The following is a 15,853-nucleotide window of genomic DNA, read 5'->3' as shown; positions in this document are numbered from 1 at the left end:
GTAATTTGCAGATTATTCCTATTTAATGCTCTTTATCCAAATTTGGCCAAGCGATGGGTGAAAAAACAGAAAAGGCGACCCCGAAGCGTCTTAGAGACGCCAGGAAAAAAGGCCAGGTAGCAAAATCCCAGGATTTTCCTTCCGCGGTAACCTTTATCGTTTCGATGTTCACAACATTTTATCTATCGTCGTTTTTTGCAAAACATCTTGGTAGTTTTTTAGTTTCTATTTTTAAGGAAGCTCCTACAAATCATGATCCTAGAGTCACGTTATACTACTTGCATAGCTGCTTAACTTTAATTCTAACGACTTCTCTTCCATTACTTGGAGCAGTAGGCTTTGTTGGTATTCTTGTTGGATTTCTTGTTGTAGGTCCAACTTTTTCTACCGAGGTTTTCAAACCCGATTTAAAAAAGTTCAATCCTATTGAGAATTTAAAACAAAAATTTAAAGTAAAGACTTTAATAGAGTTGCTAAAGTCTATTTTGAAGATTTTTGGCGCTGCCTTAATTCTGTACGTTACACTAAAAAACCGTGTACCATTGATTATAGAAACTGCAGGGGTCTCTCCAATTGTTATTGCTGTGATCTTTAAACAGATACTTTATAAAGCGGTCACATCAATTGGTATTTTTTTCTTAGTTGTTGCTGTTCTTGACTTAGTGTATCAAAGAAAGAACTTTGCTAAAGAACTAAAAATGGAAAAGTTTGAGGTTAAACAGGAATTTAAGGATACAGAGGGTAATCCAGAGATCAAGGGACGCCGTCGTCAGATTGCTCAAGAAATCGCTTATGAAGATACCTCTTCTCAAATTAAACATGCAAGTGCGGTTGTCTCTAATCCTAAGGATATAGCTGTAGCTATCGGTTATATGCCGGAAAAATATAAAGCTCCATGGATTATTGCTATGGGAATTAATTTGCGTGCAAAAAGAATCATTACAGAAGCTGAGAAATATGGTATTCCTATCATGAGGAATGTGCCTTTGGCGCATCAGCTTTGGGATGAAGGAAAAGAGTTGAAGTTTATTCCAGAGTCGACGTATGAAGCTATTGGGGAAATCCTTCTCTACATCACTTCTCTTAATGCACAAAATCCTAACAATAAAAATATTAACCAACCCGATAATCTATAATGAACAAGCTACTCAATTTTGTTAGTAGAACCTTTGGGGGAGAAGCAGCCCTAAACATGATCAATAAATCGAGTGACCTCATCCTTGCTTTATGGATGATTGGCGTCGTTTTAATGATCATCTTGCCCCTGCCTCCGACTATTGTCGACTTGATGATCACTATCAACTTAGCTGTTTCTGTCTTCTTATTGATGGTAGCTTTATATATTCCTAGTGCGTTGCAGTTATCGGTTTTCCCATCCCTACTCTTAATTACAACGATGTTTCGTTTGGGAATTAATATTTCTTCATCAAGACAGATTCTTCTTAAAGCTTATGCGGGTCACGTCATTCAAGCTTTCGGAGATTTCGTCGTTGGGGGGAACTATGTTGTTGGATTTATTATCTTCTTAATCATTACGATTATTCAGTTTATCGTTGTCACCAAAGGTGCTGAGCGTGTTGCCGAGGTTGCTGCAAGATTCCGATTAGATGCTATGCCTGGTAAACAGATGGCCATCGACGCGGATTTGCGAGCAGGAATGATTGATGCACAACAAGCTCGTGATAAACGAGGAATGATTCAGAAGGAAAGTGAACTTTATGGAGCCATGGATGGTGCTATGAAGTTCATTAAAGGAGACGTTATCGCAGGTATCGTTATCTCCTTGATTAACATTGTTGGCGGTCTGACTATTGGCGTAGCTATGCACGGGATGGATCTTGCTCAAGCTGCACACGTCTATACTCTTTTATCTATTGGTGACGGCTTAGTCTCTCAGATACCCTCACTACTTATCTCCTTAACTGCTGGTATTGTGACTACCCGTGTTTCTAGTGATAAAAACACGAACTTAGGTAAAGAGATTTCTTCTCAATTAGTTAAAGAACCTAGGGCATTGCTTCTAGCTTCTGCAGCAACTTTAGGTGTGGGATTCTTTAAAGGATTCCCTCTTTGGTCGTTCTCCATTCTATCTTTTATCTTTGGTTTTCTTGGCGTTATTCTTCTTGCCAAGAAAAATAGTACCGCTAAAAAAGGAGCATCGGGGGCATCAACAACAGTGGGAGCAGCTGCTGATGGAGCAGCAACAGCTGGTGATAATCCAGATGATTATGCACTAACCCTACCGGTAATTTTAGAGTTAGGTAAAGATCTATCTAAGTTAATTCAACATAGAACAAAATCAGGGCAAAGCTTTATCGATGATATGATTCCTAAAATGCGTCAGGCTCTGTATCAAGATATTGGTATTCGTTATCCAGGAATTCACGTACGCACTGATTCTCCTTCTCTAGAAGGATACGACTATATGATCCTTCTTAATGAAGTTCCTTATGTTCGAGGGAAGGTTCCCCCAAATCACGTGTTAACTAACGAAGTAGAAGAGAATCTTAAGAGATATAATCTTCCTTTCCTAACTTACAAAAATGCTGCAGGCCTACCTTCTGCGTGGGTTAGTGAAGATGCTAAAGCTATTTTAGAAAAAGCAGCTATTAAATACTGGACACCTCTAGAGGTGATTATTCTCCATCTTTCGTACTTCTTCCATAGAAGTTCTCAAGAGTTCTTAGGAATTCAAGAAGTGCGCTCTATGATTGAATTTATGGAACGTTCGTTTCCTGACCTCGTTAAGGAAGTTACTCGACTTATTCCTCTACAAAAGCTTACTGAAATTTTCAAACGCTTAGTTCAAGAGCAAATCTCTATTAAAGATTTGCGTACAATTTTAGAATCACTAAGCGAATGGGCACAGACAGAAAAAGATACTGTATTACTTACCGAATACGTTCGGTCTTCTCTTAAACTCTATATTAGCTTTAAATTTTCTCAAGGCCAATCTGCAATTTCTGTTTATTTATTAGATCCAGAAATTGAAGAGATGATTCGCGGAGCGATTAAGCAAACCTCTGCAGGATCTTATCTTGCTTTAGACCCTGATTCCGTAAACCTCATCTTAAAATCTATGAGAAATACAATTACGCCAACACCTCCTGGAGGTCAACCCCCTGTGCTGTTGACAGCAATTGACGTAAGACGATATGTAAGGAAATTAATAGAGACAGAATTCCCTGATATCGCTGTGATTTCTTATCAAGAGATTCTCCCAGAGATTCGTATCCAGCCATTAGGAAGAATTCAGATTTTCTAATAAGTATCTGTCGATTCTTAAAGAGGATATATGGCTGCATCTGGAGGAGCTGGTGGCTTAGGTGGTTCACAAGCTGTTGACGTTGCGCAAGTGCAAGCTGCAGCAGCGAAAGCTGATGCTCAAGAAGTTGTAGCTAGCCAAGAGCAATCCGACATCAGTATGATTAAGGATTCTCAGGATTTATCAAATCCTCAAGCAGCGACGCGCACTAAAAAGAAAGAAGAAAAATTCCAAACTCTAGAATCTAGAAGAAAGGGTGCTGCTCAAACAGAGAAAAAGTCCGAAGGTACTGGAGATAAATCTGACGCGGATCTCGCTGACAAATATACCGAAAATAATGCTGAAATTTCGGGTCAAGATTTACGCAGTATTCGAGATTCTCTGCACGATGACTCCTCTGAAGAAGATATTTTAGATCTTGTTAAATCTAAATTTTCTGATCCCGCACTTCAAAGCGTTGCTCTAGATTACTTAGTCCAAACAACACCTGCTTCTAAAGGTGCTTTAAAAGACACTTTAATTAAAGCACAACAAAACCATATGCAACAGCATCGACAAGCTGTTGTTGGTGGTAAAAATATTTTGTTTGCCTCTCAAGAATATGCGTCTTTATTAAATACTTCTGCTCCAGGATTGCGAGCTCTCTATCTTCAGGTAACTTCCGATTTTCACTCTTGTGAGCAATTACTAACAACTCTTCAATCACGTTATAGCTTCGAAGAGATGGGTACCGTTTCCTCGTTCATTCTTAAAGGTATGGCTGCAGATTTAAAATCCGAAGGATCTTCAGTTCCACCTCCAAAATTACAAGTCATGATGTCAGAAACCCGTAATCTTCAAGCTGTGCTTACTGGTTATGATTTTTTTCAGGCGAAACTCCCCACACTTACTGCATCTTTAAAAGCTGATGGAGTATCGGTTCCTGATCTTAAATTTGATAAAGTAGCAGATACTTTCTTTAAGTTAATTAATGATAAATTCCCCACAGCCTCAAAAATGGAACGTGGGGTTCGCGATCTCGTTGGTGATGATACAGAAGCTATTACAGGGATGCTAAATCTCTTTTTCGTTGCCTTAAGAGGCACTTCACCAAGATTATTTGCTTCAGCAGAAAAACGTCAGCAATTAGGCACGATGATGGCTAATGCTTTGGACACTGTGAATATTAACAATGAAGATTACCCAAAAGCTACAGACTTCCCCAAACCTTATCCTTGGTCTTAATTTTTACGGATTATCATGCAAAATCAGTTCGAACAACTTCTGGAATCCTTAGGAACAAAACTAAATACCTCCCTAGTTCCTGATAAAAACCAAGCATGTTTGATTCGTTTCAGTGACACTCAAGTTCCAGTACAACTTGAAGAGGATGGAAATTCTGGTGATATTGCTGTAGGCACAATTCTTGGAATGCTTCCTGAAAACGTATTCCGTGAACGGATTTTTAAAGCTGCTCTTTCTGTAAATGCCTCTCCTCAATCAAATATCAAAGGGATTCTCAGTTATGGAGAAATCTCACAACAGCTTTACCTATCTGATGTTTTAAATATGAATTATCTAAATGGAGATAAGCTTTTCCACTATCTAACTTTTTTTTCCATGCACGCAAAAATTTGGATTGCTGCATTAGAAACTGGTAATCTTCCTGATTTACATGTTCTAGGTATGTATCATTTATAACTACTGATAACTACAAATTTCTCTAAACATGCACGTTTTAGGTTCATATGATTTATGACTCCATTTTCTAAAGCACTACGTTATATTCAAGATTCTCCCGCAAAACAAAGCTGGAAAACTCTAGGAACTATGCCCAAGCATGGAATTTGCATTCCTTTATTTTCCCTACATACAAAAAATAGTTGCGGTATTGGAGAGTTCCTAGATCTTATTCCTATGATCTCCTGGTGTCGAAAACATGGATTTCAAATTATACAAATTCTTCCCATTAACGATAGTGGTGAAGATAGTAGCCCGTACAATAGTATATCTTCAGTAGCTCTTAATCCTCTTTATCTCTCTCTAGCAAGTCTTCCCCACGCTCAAGCAGTTTCTTATGCTAACGCCAAGTTAAGAACGATGCAGCAGCTTTCTAAACTTCCCTATGTACATTATCCACAAGTCAAAGCTGCTAAATGGGAATTTCTCCGCGACTATTATCAGTACGTAATGCAAATTGGAGCGTTAAAAGATGAAGATTTTGAAATTTTTTGTGAAAAGGAAAAGTATTGGCTACGTCCCTACACGCTATTCCGCTCTATTAAATACCACCTAAAAGGAGCCCCGATAAACAACTGGCCTAAAGCCTATACAGAGATTAAAAACTTCACAGAATTCGAAAAACAATTTCAAGACGAGTGTAGATTTTTTGCTTACCTACAATATCTCTGCTTTCAACAAATGTCTCAAGTAAAGGCTTTTGCAGATGACAATCAAGTTTTCCTTAAAGGAGATCTTCCTATCCTTATTAGTAAGGATAGTTGTGATGTTTGGTATTATAGACAGTTTTTTTCCTCCTCAGGATCTGTAGGAGCCCCTCCAGATATTTACAATTCCGAAGGACAGAACTGGCACCTTCCTATCTATAATATGCACAATCTTGCTCAAGATAATTATACCTGGTGGAAAGCTCGTCTTCGTTATGCAGAAAATTTTTATTCTCTATATAGACTAGATCATATCGTAGGATTCTTTCGCTTATGGATATGGGATGCCTCGGGAAATGGAAAATTCCAACCAGAGTCTCCTGAAGAATATATCAGCCAGGGAACTCAGATACTTACACAGATCCTACGCGCATCTCGTATGCTTCCGATAGGAGAAGACCTGGGAAGTATCCCCACAGATATAAAACAAACATTATTAAAATTAGGGATATGTGGGACAAGAATTCCTAGATGGGAGCGCAACTGGGAGGGGGACGGAAATTTTATTTCCTTAGAGAACTACTCTCCTCTTTCAGTAACTTCCTTATCAACTCACGACTCCGATACGCTAGCCCTATGGTGGCGTCATGCCCCAAAAGAAGCTCAAAAATTTGCGAAATTTCTAGGAATGTTTTTCACACCAGTCCTATCAGAAGAAGACCAAAAACATATTCTTACATTGTCTCATAAAACATCGTCTATTTTTCATATTAACTTAATTAATGACTATCTTGCTCTTTGTCCTGATTTAGTATCTAATAATCTAAAATATGAACGCATAAACATGCCGGGCACCCTATCGAAAAATAATTGGGTATATAGAGTGAAACCCTCGGTAGAAGAAATTCTATCTCACGACGCATTCAACGCAAATATAGCGGAGATCTTTTCCCGTCTTTAAGATCTAGATCTCACTATTCTAAGTAAAATCAAGAAAAAATTTCTTTTTAAGTAGCTATAATTAAAATTTTTTGAAGAAAAAATCTTTCAGATATATCAGAAAATGTCTAACATAGGTTCTTTTCAATTATATATGTCTTATTCTTGCGATAACGACGAAGTTAATGTAGGGAAATCATGTCAAGAAAGTGTCCACTTACTGGAAAAAGACCTCGCCGTGGCAATAGCTACACCATCCGAGGTATTGCAAAAAAGAAAAAAGGAATTGGTTTAAAAGTTACAGGGAAAACTCCACGACGTTTCTTTCCTAATATGGTTACCAAGAGACTCTGGTCTACAGAAGAAAATAAGTTTCTTAAACTTAAAATTTCTGCTTCTGCCCTACGGCTTATTGATAAACTTGGCTTAGAAAAAGTAATAGCAAGAGCTAAAAGTAAAGGCTTATAATCTTTATAACAAAAGGGAATAACCTATGTCTTCCTTAAGACGTCTTGTTTCCCTTTTGCGATCCCAAAATGACTTGATTGATATTTTTGCTCCTGTAGATCCTTATTTGGAGCTCCCTGAGATTCATCGTAGGGTTATTGAAAATCAAGGTCCCACTCTTTTATTTCATAATGTTCAAGGAACCTCATTTCCCGTTCTTACAAATCTATTTGGCACACGTAAACGTGTTGATCAAATCTTTTCTAGAGTCCCTAAAGATTTAATACCTCAGGCTATTCGTTTATTATCTTCTCCTCCTAAAATATCTCAATTATGGAAAAATCGTAATTTGTTACTTAGAAGCTTATCTTTAGGATTACATAAAGTTCGCTTCTCAAAGTTTCCCTATAAAAAAATGGCTTCTGTAAATCTACACCAGCTGCCCATGCTGACAAGCTGGCCAGAAGATGGTGGTGCTTTTCTTACACTTCCTTTGGTTTATACAGAATCGCCTAGTTCTAGAATTCCTAATTTAGGGATGTATCGCATGCAAAGGTTTGATAGCGATACCTTAGGTTTGCATTTCCAAATCCAAAAAGGAGGTGGGATGCATTTCCATGAGGCGGAACAGAATAATAAAAATCTTCCGGTTACTGTGTTTTTATCAGGCAATCCTTTCCTGATACTCTCTGCAATAGCTCCCCTACCCGAAAATATATCGGAGCTTCTCTTTTGCACATTTTTACAAGGATCAAAATTACGTTATAAAAACGATCCGGATACACCACATCCTCTAATCTATGATTCTGAATTTATCCTTATCGGAGAGGGGATTTGCAACATACGGCAACCTGAAGGACCTTTCGGAGATCATTTTGGCTACTATAGCCTTCAGCATGACTTCCCGATTTTTAAATGTAGAAAGATCTATCACAAAAAAAATGCTATTTATCCTGCTACAATTGTAGGTAAACCCTATCAAGAAGATTTCTACTTAGGGAATAAGCTTCAAGAATACCTTTCACCTCTATTTCCTATCGTTATGCCAGGAGTACGTCAACTAAAGAGCTATGGCGAAGCAGGATTTCATGCGTTAACAGCTGCTGTTGTTAAAGAGAGGTACTGGAAAGAATCTCTAGCGACATCTTTAAGAATTCTTGGAGAAGGACAATTATCATTAACAAAATTCCTAATAGTAACAAATCATCATGTCGATCTGGATAACTTTCCTAAACTTCTAGAAGCAGTATTATCTCGTATTATTCCCGAACGCGATCTGCTTATCTTCTCGGAAACGTCAAATGATACTCTAGACTATACAGGACCTAAATTGAATAAAGGTTCCAAAGCTATTTTCATGGGTATAGACCCAGTAATTCGTGACCTTCCATATAAATATCAGGGAAAAATCATCCCTAATATCACCGATATAGGAAGTTTTTGCCCCGGTTGTCTGGTTCTTCAGACTACATTACAACAATTAAACATCGATACATTATTAGATAATACCGATCTTTGTTCTTGGCCATTCATTGTCCTTACAGAAAATCTTCAAGAGACGTTAGCAAGTCCAAAAAATTTCCTATGGAAAACATTCACACGCGCTGCTCCTGCGACAGATCTGCATGTACGTTTCAATAAGGTCATTAATCACAGACCGCAATATACCTTTCCTATCATTCTTAATTCCCTAATGAAGCCGGGCTATCCTAAAGAAGTCGAAGCTGATAAGGATACTATTCAAAAAGTTTCCTATCGATGGAATGAGTATTTCCCTAAATATTCATCTAAGTTATTCTAGCTGATTTATTAAGTTTTCTTTAAAAATAATGATTTTTTATAAAAAAACTCTTATTACTAATTTTTAAAAGAAAAATACTAAATCTAACTAAATCTATGAAAAAGAAAACAAACTCGAAATTAAAAATTATTTTAACCGTAGGATCGCTACTATTCTTTGGTGTTCTTACGAAATCTCAAACTCCCGATACATTCCAAACTTTTACTGCTTCGCAAGAGCCCGTAATTTATTCTAAACAGTGTGGTGATGATTCTCTTAAGGTACTTTGTGATGCCATAGATTCTGCGGAAAAAAATATATTTCTTCGTATATATCGTCTGAGTGCTCCTGAAATTGTTACAAGCCTCGCCAATCAAGCTAATGCAAAACGTAATGTCGCCATTCACTATGAAAAAATGGCAAAAATTCAAGAATTCCCTAAAAACAAGTATGTGACATTAGTTGAACATCCTTCTGAGGGAAGAAAGCTAATGCATCAAAAAGCTCTTGCTATAGATGACAAGCAAGTCTGGCTAGGATCGGCAAATTACACACACGTTTCCTTTCTTCAGGATAGTAATTTAATTATCGGTTTAAAAAGTAAGGAACTTTGTCAATATATTAAGAATGAATCTTGCGGAAATTGTGTTATTGATGGCCAAAATGTACAATATTTCTCTTTACCGGGTGATCAAGGAAAAGCATTGTCAGCAGTGCTACAAACACTAAGAACCGCAAAAAAAACTATCCGATTAGCCATGTTTGCCCTAACCTATCCTCCCGTATTTCGAGAGCTTAATGAGGCTAAAAAACGCGGTGTGGATGTAAAAATTTTGATTGATAAAGATTTTAAAAAATTATCAATCAAACAGATTCAAGCTTTAAAAGATTCTAGTCTGACACTGCACACGAAAACAACTCGTTATCGTCTACATCATAAATTTGCGATTGTTGATCAAAAAATTCTGATTGCGGGATCTGTAAATTGGTCAGAAGCCGGATTTTGTATAAACTCCGAAGACATGTTTATCCTAGATAATCTTACAAATAAGCAGGTGAAAAAATTGAATAGAATCTGGGAAGATCTAGAGAAACAAAGCGCTCTTTCTTATCCGATTAGTGATGAGGATCAAAAAGTGATTCAATTGCCTAAAGAAAAACGTGCTGCCTAACATTCGTCATCTTTATTCCAAAATAATAGGGAGGCCATATCCAAGACACCCCTATTGCGAGCAATAACCCAAGCTTCTGCGGCATTAGCAATAGCCTGAGCTGCAGATGCACCTATTTTTACCGGCTTCTTACTTCTAGCAATATTGAAAGTCTTCTCTTGTTTTTGAGATTCACGATCTTCTCGACTATCTTCATCTTCTTTAAATCCCGCATTTTTCAAACTTCTAAAATCTAAATCTACATTGCGCAATTGGGATAGAAGAACCTTTGCCTGTTTACGATTGAGAATTTTAAAGCGATGCCTTCTCTGTCTTTCATCTTTCTCTTGATCAGCAATAGCTAATAAAGCCAAACGCATAGCTTCATTTTTAGCTATCTCATCAGAGATCTTCTGATTTAATGGTGTATTGCTGTGAGGATCTTTACTCACTCCCTGAGGAAGAAATGCTCCGTATGGATCAAAAGGTATTATGCGCACTTTAAACTCCCTAATCTAATTCCATAGATTTGCCTTTTTCATCTTTATCAGAAAAACGCCTGTTATCTCGATCCTGGTTTTGTCCTGAAAATCCTCCACCAGTTCCTCCTCCATCATCATGCACAGAAGCAGCCTCTGGCTTCCCTTGCACCCCAAGACGCGATGAGGAAGCAAACGGTTGCGGAGGTCTAAAAATTAGGGGCGGATCTATAGCTACGTTGCGGTATTGATAAATTAAAGGATCTGGAGGTGCTCCAGGGCCTTTCCTTTTCTCTACTTCATGTTTGTATTCAGATAAAGAGCGCGGTAGTGGTGCTAGCAAAGATATTCCCTGATGAGAGGAAAATAAATATGCTGAACTTACCGTATCAAATCCCGTTGATCCTGCAGAGGCATTATATTTCGGTTCAGGGTTTTCTTCAGGAACTGGTAAAAATACTGGATCATTATCTGACAAACCAGAGAAACTTACAGCTCCGTTGTGACTTAAATCCGGAATACTATCACTAGAAGAGGGATCGACAGGAAAACGATAGGTTTTTTCACTATGATCTGCAAATAACGGAAGACTTTTTACCACATTTCCTGATTTATCTATAGATGAAAAATCTGCATGTCCTTGATCACTAGAGACTCCCATAGGAGAATGTTCCGGTTTATCATTATAACTTTGTGTCACTGTCCCAGAAAATTTTGGAGGAGGAAAGCTTGTACTTCCCTCCGACCATGTAGCTCCTAAAGGCACATAAACAGATGCAGGAGCCCCGGAAGATAGTAAACTTTCCATCATTTTTGCTAGAGCAAGCTGGTCTTTTAAAAGATCTTCTCGACTTTCTTTCTTTTCAGCTTCTTTCGCAGAGGTTTCTAAAATCCCTGATCCCTCTAAATCTACATCCTCAACTCTGCCAGCATCACGACCTGAATCAATAATTTTTGTATTTTTTGAGGTGTTTTCTGCACGCATATCTGTGCTAAGACCGCGATTTTCTAAATCCGACAGATCTACCATACCCTCATTACCAACAAGAGAAGCCCTACGCAATAAAGAAGAAGTCTCTATATTTGGATCTAAGATTGTACTAATTATTTCTCCACCTAGACGGTTTACGGTCCAGGCAGTCACTGTAGACTCTGTTATCGACGTTCTAGCCATCTGAAATGAACCAAATGAAGCTACTGAAGAGGTTTCCGCAGCACTGATCTCCTCTCTTGATATCGAGAATGAGGCTAAGGATGTGGAGCACAACGACTCTAGAGAAAGCATAGAAACATCTGAAGAGGTGTCACTAATCCCAGATGCATCTAAATAAAATCCCTGCATTTCTGGAGAAATACGGTTCCCCTTCTTACTGACCATTTCCATATCACTGGGCAACATGGATCTTCCTTCTCCATCAGCCTCTGCCTTACGAGCAGAAATTCTAGAGGCTCTTGTACCAAACCCTGAGAGAAATCCCTGGACACTAGCACGCACTTTTGAAAAAGCTCCCCGTAGTTTTGATTTAGGAGATGATGAGGCTTTTTCCTGCGTCTTTCGATATTTTCCCTCATTAATCTGGAGATCGGTCTCATAATTCGCGCTAACTCCAGACTGGATCATAGCCTCCTGCTTTCTAGAAGAGGTTTCCTTTGTTTCAGAAAATATCGACTCTTTAGGACCCGATAATGACTCCGGCTGTTTTCCCATAATTGCGGGATCCCATTTATCAGGTCCTGAAGGAGAAATATTGCTATTTCCGGAAATTGACATAATTTATTCTCAGAGTTTTTAAAAAATACTCATTAGTTATGTTTTAATTTTAAAACAAAAAATAATTAATTCAAAAAAAAGAACTTAAGAAATAATTAAAAGAGAAAAGACAAAAAAAAACGCAAGGTGGCGGCACCTTGCGAAAAAACCTAAAAATAAGGGAAAAGGGAAGAGAGCCGGTAGGTGCAAGAAAGTGCACCGCTGTCGTTCCAGATGAGGTACTCGTACCAAACTGTCCGGCAATATTGAGATTGTGGAGATCTCAATATTGCGGCAGCTTCTGGAGCGCAAAAATTAGCCCAGGCTACCCTCAGCCTTACTACGGGTTTGTCCCGTTCTGCAAGTTTTTATTAGCTCTTTATGTTCATCCTTATAGCTTTATGGAATACTTTCCAAAATTATTAACGTCAGTAAGAACGAAACCGTCCTGATAGTTAAAAATTAAAACATGATTAGCATCATGAGTTTTTCTATCTAATAGGGAACGCACTAAATTGTCATATTTCTCAGCACGATGGCGAAGTTGTTTTTGGTCTTTGGAAATAAGGAACTTAGACTTTTTTCCTTTTATTTTTTTAGGCTTATTCAAAAGCTGCTCTGTTTTCTTCTGAATTACCCGAGACAAATCTTGTCTATTTCTTTTCTTTTTTGTCCCGCTCATAGAAATAAATTTTTTCTAATCAAACCTATAATTAATTTTAGTTAAAAATTAATTAATTAAACAAAGCAATTAATTTAAATTGATAGAAATTATTAATTAACAGGATGTTTTAAGGAATAAATAAAGAAAATATTAAGAAAACAAGAGAAAACAATCTTGAATCTTGATATGAACTTTAGTAAATCTACCCAAATCTTCTCATGGACCGGTTAGTATCTTTTCAATGCCTTTTTCTCTCTCTATTGAGTTTCTTCATCTGCCCTCAATACTATCCTGACCTACGCCCAATCTTCTTTGCTCCCTACCTGGTAGCTAACTTTTATAGATTACCCAAAGAAGAAATACTGATTCATGCGCTAATTCTTGGTCTATTTTGCGACGTTGGATCCTCATATCTATTTGGAATTCATACATTTCTGTATATCACTACTTCAGCGCTTCTGCATAAAATGCATAAAATTTTTCTCAATGATAGGTGGTTATCGATACCCATCATTAGTTCTGTATTTGCTTTAGTATTTTCTTATTTCTCCTACCCAACTCTCGCCTTTTTTAATCATAAAATTAATTGGAGTCTGCATTCCTTGCTACTAGATGTAAAATATGCTTTTACTATCGATTTCATCTATAGCGGAATAATTTATCTACTCCCTTGTACAATAACTCGAGGAATCCGTAAGATGAGAGGCTTCTTAAGGAGTCGCTCATGTTATTAAAAGGTGCACCCGTTGCTGAGCGGGTCTTAGAAAAAATCAAACAGGAAATCTCTAGCAGCCCAACACCTCCCGGTCTTGCAGTAGTGTTGATCGGTAATGATCCAGCATCCGAGGTTTACGTTGGGATGAAGGTAAAAAAGGCTACAGATTTGGGCATGATATCCAAAGCTCATAGACTACCTTCTGACGCTACTCTTACCGATATTCTTAAGCTTATTAACAAATTAAATAACGATCCTACTATTCATGGTATCTTAGTACAGATTCCTTTGCCTAAACATTTAGATGCAAATGTCGTGATTCAAGCTATTGCCCCCGAAAAAGATGTAGATGGTCTACACCCTATTAATATGGGGAAACTTCTATTGGGACAGTTAGGGGGATTTGCTCCCTGTACACCCGCGGGTATTATTGAATTACTGAATTACTATGAGATTCCCCTTCTTGGGCGTCATGTTGCTGTTGTTGGAAGAAGTAATATTGTTGGCAAGCCTTTAGCTGCCATGTTAATGCAAAAACATCCTTCAACAAACGCTACAGTAACCCTACTTCATAGCCAATCACAAAATCTTAATGAGATTCTAAAAACAGCAGATATTATCATTGCGGCTGTAGGGGTACCTTTATTTATTAAAGAAAATATGGTCTCTTCTCAAACTGTCGTGGTTGATGTAGGCACATCACGAGTGACGGCAAACAATGATAAAGGTTACACATTGGTTGGCGATGTCGACTTCAATAACGTTGTTGCCAAATGCAAAGCTATTTCTCCAGTACCTGGAGGTGTGGGACCTATGACGGTGGCAATGTTGATGAAAAACACATGGGAAAGTTACAAAAAATCCTCTTTCTAATTCTCTTTTCCTGGATTCTTAATGGATGCAGCACCCCAAAGCTTACGACTTTGGAGGGAGAAAAAATGACAATGCCTTATCGTATTGTCATAGGAAAGCATCTATCACATCAAGAAACCAAACAGCTAAAAAAAGAAATTAATGCAGTCTTTCATGTTATTGATACTGTCTACAATAACTGGAATAGAGAATCGGAACTTTCAAAAATTAATCGCACACCTGCAGGAGTAGCCATTCCTTTATCCAAGGAGTTATGTGATTTCTTAGAGATGGTAGATAACTTTTACCACATATCCGGTGGCAGATTTGATCCTACTTTAGGACCGTTAAAAACTCTTTGGCTGTTACATCTTAAACAACATTCGATCCCCAATGAACAAGTATGGAAATCTTATTATAAACATTCAGGATGGAAACATATTGATCTTGATATAACCAACCGAACACTTACAAAAAAACACTCTGATCTACAACTTGATCTTTGTGGTGCAGTAAAAGGATTTGCTGTCGATTGTTTATTAGAAACTTGCCAGAGCTTTTGTTTTAATAGCTATGCAGAATGGGGAGGAGAAATTAAAATTTCAGGGCGTCATCCCTCAGGAAGGCCCTGGCGCATCGCTTCTTCAGCGACATCCGAAATCATAGAACTAAGAAATACCGCGGTTGCCACAAGCGGAAATTACCATCAGCAATGGTCTGTAGATGGAAAAACCTATACGCATATCTTAGATCCCCATACAGGGAAACCCTTAGAACTACATAACTATCCTATTGTATCTGTAACTGTTATTCATCCGAGCTGTGCGTTTGCTGATGCCATGGCTACAGTACTCATGACCTTCTCTACAAAAACAGAAGCTTTAGCATGGGCAAAAGAAAATCATATCAAAGTATTCATCAATGATAACGCTTCATAGCAGATTCTACTTCTCGTTGTTTCTCTCTCGCCATGATTGCTTGTCGCTTATCATGAGCTTTCTTACCACGACAGCAGCCAAGACGAATTTTTATATACCCTCGAGAAAGAAACATTCCCAGTGGAATGATCGTTACTCCCTTCTGAGCTACCTTACCCTCTAATTTTCGAATCTCATATCTATGGAGAAGAAGTTTGCGTTTTCTTCGTTCCTCATGATTATAAATATTACCAAAACGATAGGGAGCAATGCTGGCATTTAATAACCACGCCTCACCCTTGGAAATAGCCACATAGGCATCACCGAGATTTCCACCATGATCACGTAATGACTTTATCTCGGTTCCCGTAAGCACAACTCCAGCTTCTAATGTATCTAAAACCTCATAATTACGTAAGGCTTTGCGGTTAGAAACAATTTCCTTACTGGCCATAATTTTTTCCCATTTCTCAACCTAGAGATTTGGGAGGAAGTATAACAAAAAACCTAATTTTCTTTCTTGAACTT

15 protein-coding genes are annotated in these 15,853 nt (G+C 37.9%); 11 read left to right on the top strand and 4 right to left on the bottom strand.

From position 1 onward, the window contains the following. Nucleotides 1-53 precede the first annotated feature (53 nt). The 8 genes from sctU (at nt 54) to H9Q19_RS04750 (ending at nt 9,969) form a co-directional block, all read left to right on the top strand. Nucleotides 54-1,136, top strand: coding sequence for a type III secretion system export apparatus subunit SctU (gene sctU / locus H9Q19_RS04785; RefSeq protein WP_117274253.1), 1,083 nt, complete (start codon nt 54-56; stop codon nt 1,134-1,136). After that, complete coding sequence (gene sctV, locus H9Q19_RS04780) at nt 1,136-3,265, top strand: type III secretion system export apparatus subunit SctV (RefSeq protein ID WP_213240826.1); 2,130 nt, start codon at nt 1,136-1,138, stop codon at nt 3,263-3,265. The genes sctU and sctV overlap by 1 nt, the downstream gene beginning before the upstream one ends. Nucleotides 3,266-3,295: 30 nt before the next feature. Beyond that, entirely contained in the window at nt 3,296-4,489 is a 1,194-nt protein-coding gene (sctW, locus tag H9Q19_RS04775) for a type III secretion system gatekeeper subunit SctW (RefSeq protein WP_213240824.1), read from the top strand. A 15-nt stretch (nt 4,490-4,504) separates the two neighbouring features. Continuing rightward, entirely contained in the window at nt 4,505-4,945 is a 441-nt protein-coding gene (locus tag H9Q19_RS04770) for a CesT family type III secretion system chaperone (RefSeq protein WP_213240822.1), read from the top strand. Between the two features lie 54 nt (nt 4,946-4,999). Then, nucleotides 5,000-6,592 carry a 4-alpha-glucanotransferase gene (locus tag H9Q19_RS04765; protein WP_213240820.1) on the top strand — a complete coding sequence of 531 codons (1,593 nt, stop codon included), beginning with the start codon at nt 5,000-5,002 and terminating at the stop codon, nt 6,590-6,592. A gap of 176 nt (nt 6,593-6,768) precedes the next feature. Further along, nucleotides 6,769-7,038, top strand: a complete 270-nt coding sequence (rpmB, locus tag H9Q19_RS04760; RefSeq protein ID WP_006343133.1) for a 50S ribosomal protein L28 — start codon at nt 6,769-6,771, stop codon at nt 7,036-7,038. A 25-nt stretch (nt 7,039-7,063) separates the two neighbouring features. Continuing rightward, nucleotides 7,064-8,818 carry a menaquinone biosynthesis decarboxylase gene (locus H9Q19_RS04755; RefSeq protein ID WP_213240818.1) on the top strand — a complete coding sequence of 585 codons (1,755 nt, stop codon included), beginning with the start codon at nt 7,064-7,066 and terminating at the stop codon, nt 8,816-8,818. A gap of 95 nt (nt 8,819-8,913) precedes the next feature. Then, complete coding sequence (locus tag H9Q19_RS04750; RefSeq protein ID WP_213240816.1) at nt 8,914-9,969, top strand: phospholipase D-like domain-containing protein; 1,056 nt, start codon at nt 8,914-8,916, stop codon at nt 9,967-9,969. Here H9Q19_RS04750 and H9Q19_RS04745 read toward each other — a convergent pair. From H9Q19_RS04745 to ltuB, 3 genes are all read right to left on the bottom strand, one after another. Then, nucleotides 9,966-10,448: a hypothetical protein gene (locus tag H9Q19_RS04745; RefSeq protein ID WP_213240814.1), complete on the bottom strand. Its 483-nt coding sequence runs from the start codon at nt 10,446-10,448 to the stop codon at nt 9,966-9,968. The two genes, H9Q19_RS04750 and H9Q19_RS04745, sit on opposite strands and share 4 nt — an antisense overlap. Nucleotides 10,449-10,458: 10 nt before the next feature. Beyond that, nucleotides 10,459-12,198: a hypothetical protein gene (locus tag H9Q19_RS04740; protein WP_213240812.1), complete on the bottom strand. Its 1,740-nt coding sequence runs from the start codon at nt 12,196-12,198 to the stop codon at nt 10,459-10,461. Nucleotides 12,199-12,568: 370 nt separating this feature from the next. Next, nucleotides 12,569-12,859, bottom strand: a complete 291-nt coding sequence (gene ltuB / locus H9Q19_RS04735; protein WP_213240810.1) for a late transcription unit protein LtuB — start codon at nt 12,857-12,859, stop codon at nt 12,569-12,571. Between the two features lie 200 nt (nt 12,860-13,059). Between ltuB and mreD the strand changes: the two genes are divergently transcribed. From mreD to H9Q19_RS04720, 3 genes are read left to right on the top strand one after another with little or no spacing between them, the layout of a single operon-like run. Continuing rightward, entirely contained in the window at nt 13,060-13,575 is a 516-nt protein-coding gene (gene mreD / locus H9Q19_RS04730) for a rod shape-determining protein MreD (protein ID WP_213240808.1), read from the top strand. Then, nucleotides 13,566-14,429: a bifunctional methylenetetrahydrofolate dehydrogenase/methenyltetrahydrofolate cyclohydrolase FolD gene (folD, locus tag H9Q19_RS04725; protein WP_213240806.1), complete on the top strand. Its 864-nt coding sequence runs from the start codon at nt 13,566-13,568 to the stop codon at nt 14,427-14,429. The genes mreD and folD overlap by 10 nt, the downstream gene beginning before the upstream one ends. Continuing rightward, nucleotides 14,399-15,346: an FAD:protein FMN transferase gene (locus tag H9Q19_RS04720; RefSeq protein ID WP_213240804.1), complete on the top strand. Its 948-nt coding sequence runs from the start codon at nt 14,399-14,401 to the stop codon at nt 15,344-15,346. Before folD ends, H9Q19_RS04720 begins: the two co-directional genes overlap by 31 nt. On the opposite strand, the gene smpB is transcribed toward H9Q19_RS04720, so the two are convergent. Further along, nucleotides 15,327-15,779: an SsrA-binding protein SmpB gene (smpB, locus tag H9Q19_RS04715; protein WP_213240802.1), complete on the bottom strand. Its 453-nt coding sequence runs from the start codon at nt 15,777-15,779 to the stop codon at nt 15,327-15,329. The two genes, H9Q19_RS04720 and smpB, sit on opposite strands and share 20 nt — an antisense overlap. Nucleotides 15,780-15,853 lie beyond the last annotated feature (74 nt).

Source organism: Chlamydia crocodili, from assembly GCF_018343815.1.
Taxonomy (GTDB): Bacteria; Chlamydiota; Chlamydiia; order Chlamydiales; family Chlamydiaceae; genus Chlamydia; species Chlamydia crocodili.
This window is presented reverse-complemented; position numbering and strand designations above follow the sequence as displayed.

What these genes read in the sequence shown, in the direction of transcription:
- H9Q19_RS04750 (WP_213240816.1), top strand. Translation starts at nt 8,914, where the DNA reads ATGAAAAAGAAAACAAACTCGAAATTAAAAATTATTTTAACCGTAGGA.
- ltuB (WP_213240810.1), bottom strand. Translation starts at nt 12,859, where the DNA reads ATGAGCGGGACAAAAAAGAAAAGAAATAGACAAGATTTGTCTCGGGTA.
- H9Q19_RS04765 (WP_213240820.1), top strand. Translation starts at nt 5,000, where the DNA reads ATGACTCCATTTTCTAAAGCACTACGTTATATTCAAGATTCTCCCGCA.
- rpmB (WP_006343133.1), top strand. Translation starts at nt 6,769, where the DNA reads ATGTCAAGAAAGTGTCCACTTACTGGAAAAAGACCTCGCCGTGGCAAT.
- H9Q19_RS04755 (WP_213240818.1), top strand. Translation starts at nt 7,064, where the DNA reads ATGTCTTCCTTAAGACGTCTTGTTTCCCTTTTGCGATCCCAAAATGAC.
- folD (WP_213240806.1), top strand. Translation starts at nt 13,566, where the DNA reads ATGTTATTAAAAGGTGCACCCGTTGCTGAGCGGGTCTTAGAAAAAATC.
- mreD (WP_213240808.1), top strand. Translation starts at nt 13,060, where the DNA reads ATGGACCGGTTAGTATCTTTTCAATGCCTTTTTCTCTCTCTATTGAGT.
- smpB (WP_213240802.1), bottom strand. Translation starts at nt 15,779, where the DNA reads ATGGCCAGTAAGGAAATTGTTTCTAACCGCAAAGCCTTACGTAATTAT.
- H9Q19_RS04770 (WP_213240822.1), top strand. Translation starts at nt 4,505, where the DNA reads ATGCAAAATCAGTTCGAACAACTTCTGGAATCCTTAGGAACAAAACTA.
- sctW (WP_213240824.1), top strand. Translation starts at nt 3,296, where the DNA reads ATGGCTGCATCTGGAGGAGCTGGTGGCTTAGGTGGTTCACAAGCTGTT.
- H9Q19_RS04720 (WP_213240804.1), top strand. Translation starts at nt 14,399, where the DNA reads ATGGGAAAGTTACAAAAAATCCTCTTTCTAATTCTCTTTTCCTGGATT.
- sctV (WP_213240826.1), top strand. Translation starts at nt 1,136, where the DNA reads ATGAACAAGCTACTCAATTTTGTTAGTAGAACCTTTGGGGGAGAAGCA.
- sctU (WP_117274253.1), top strand. Translation starts at nt 54, where the DNA reads ATGGGTGAAAAAACAGAAAAGGCGACCCCGAAGCGTCTTAGAGACGCC.
- H9Q19_RS04740 (WP_213240812.1), bottom strand. Translation starts at nt 12,198, where the DNA reads ATGTCAATTTCCGGAAATAGCAATATTTCTCCTTCAGGACCTGATAAA.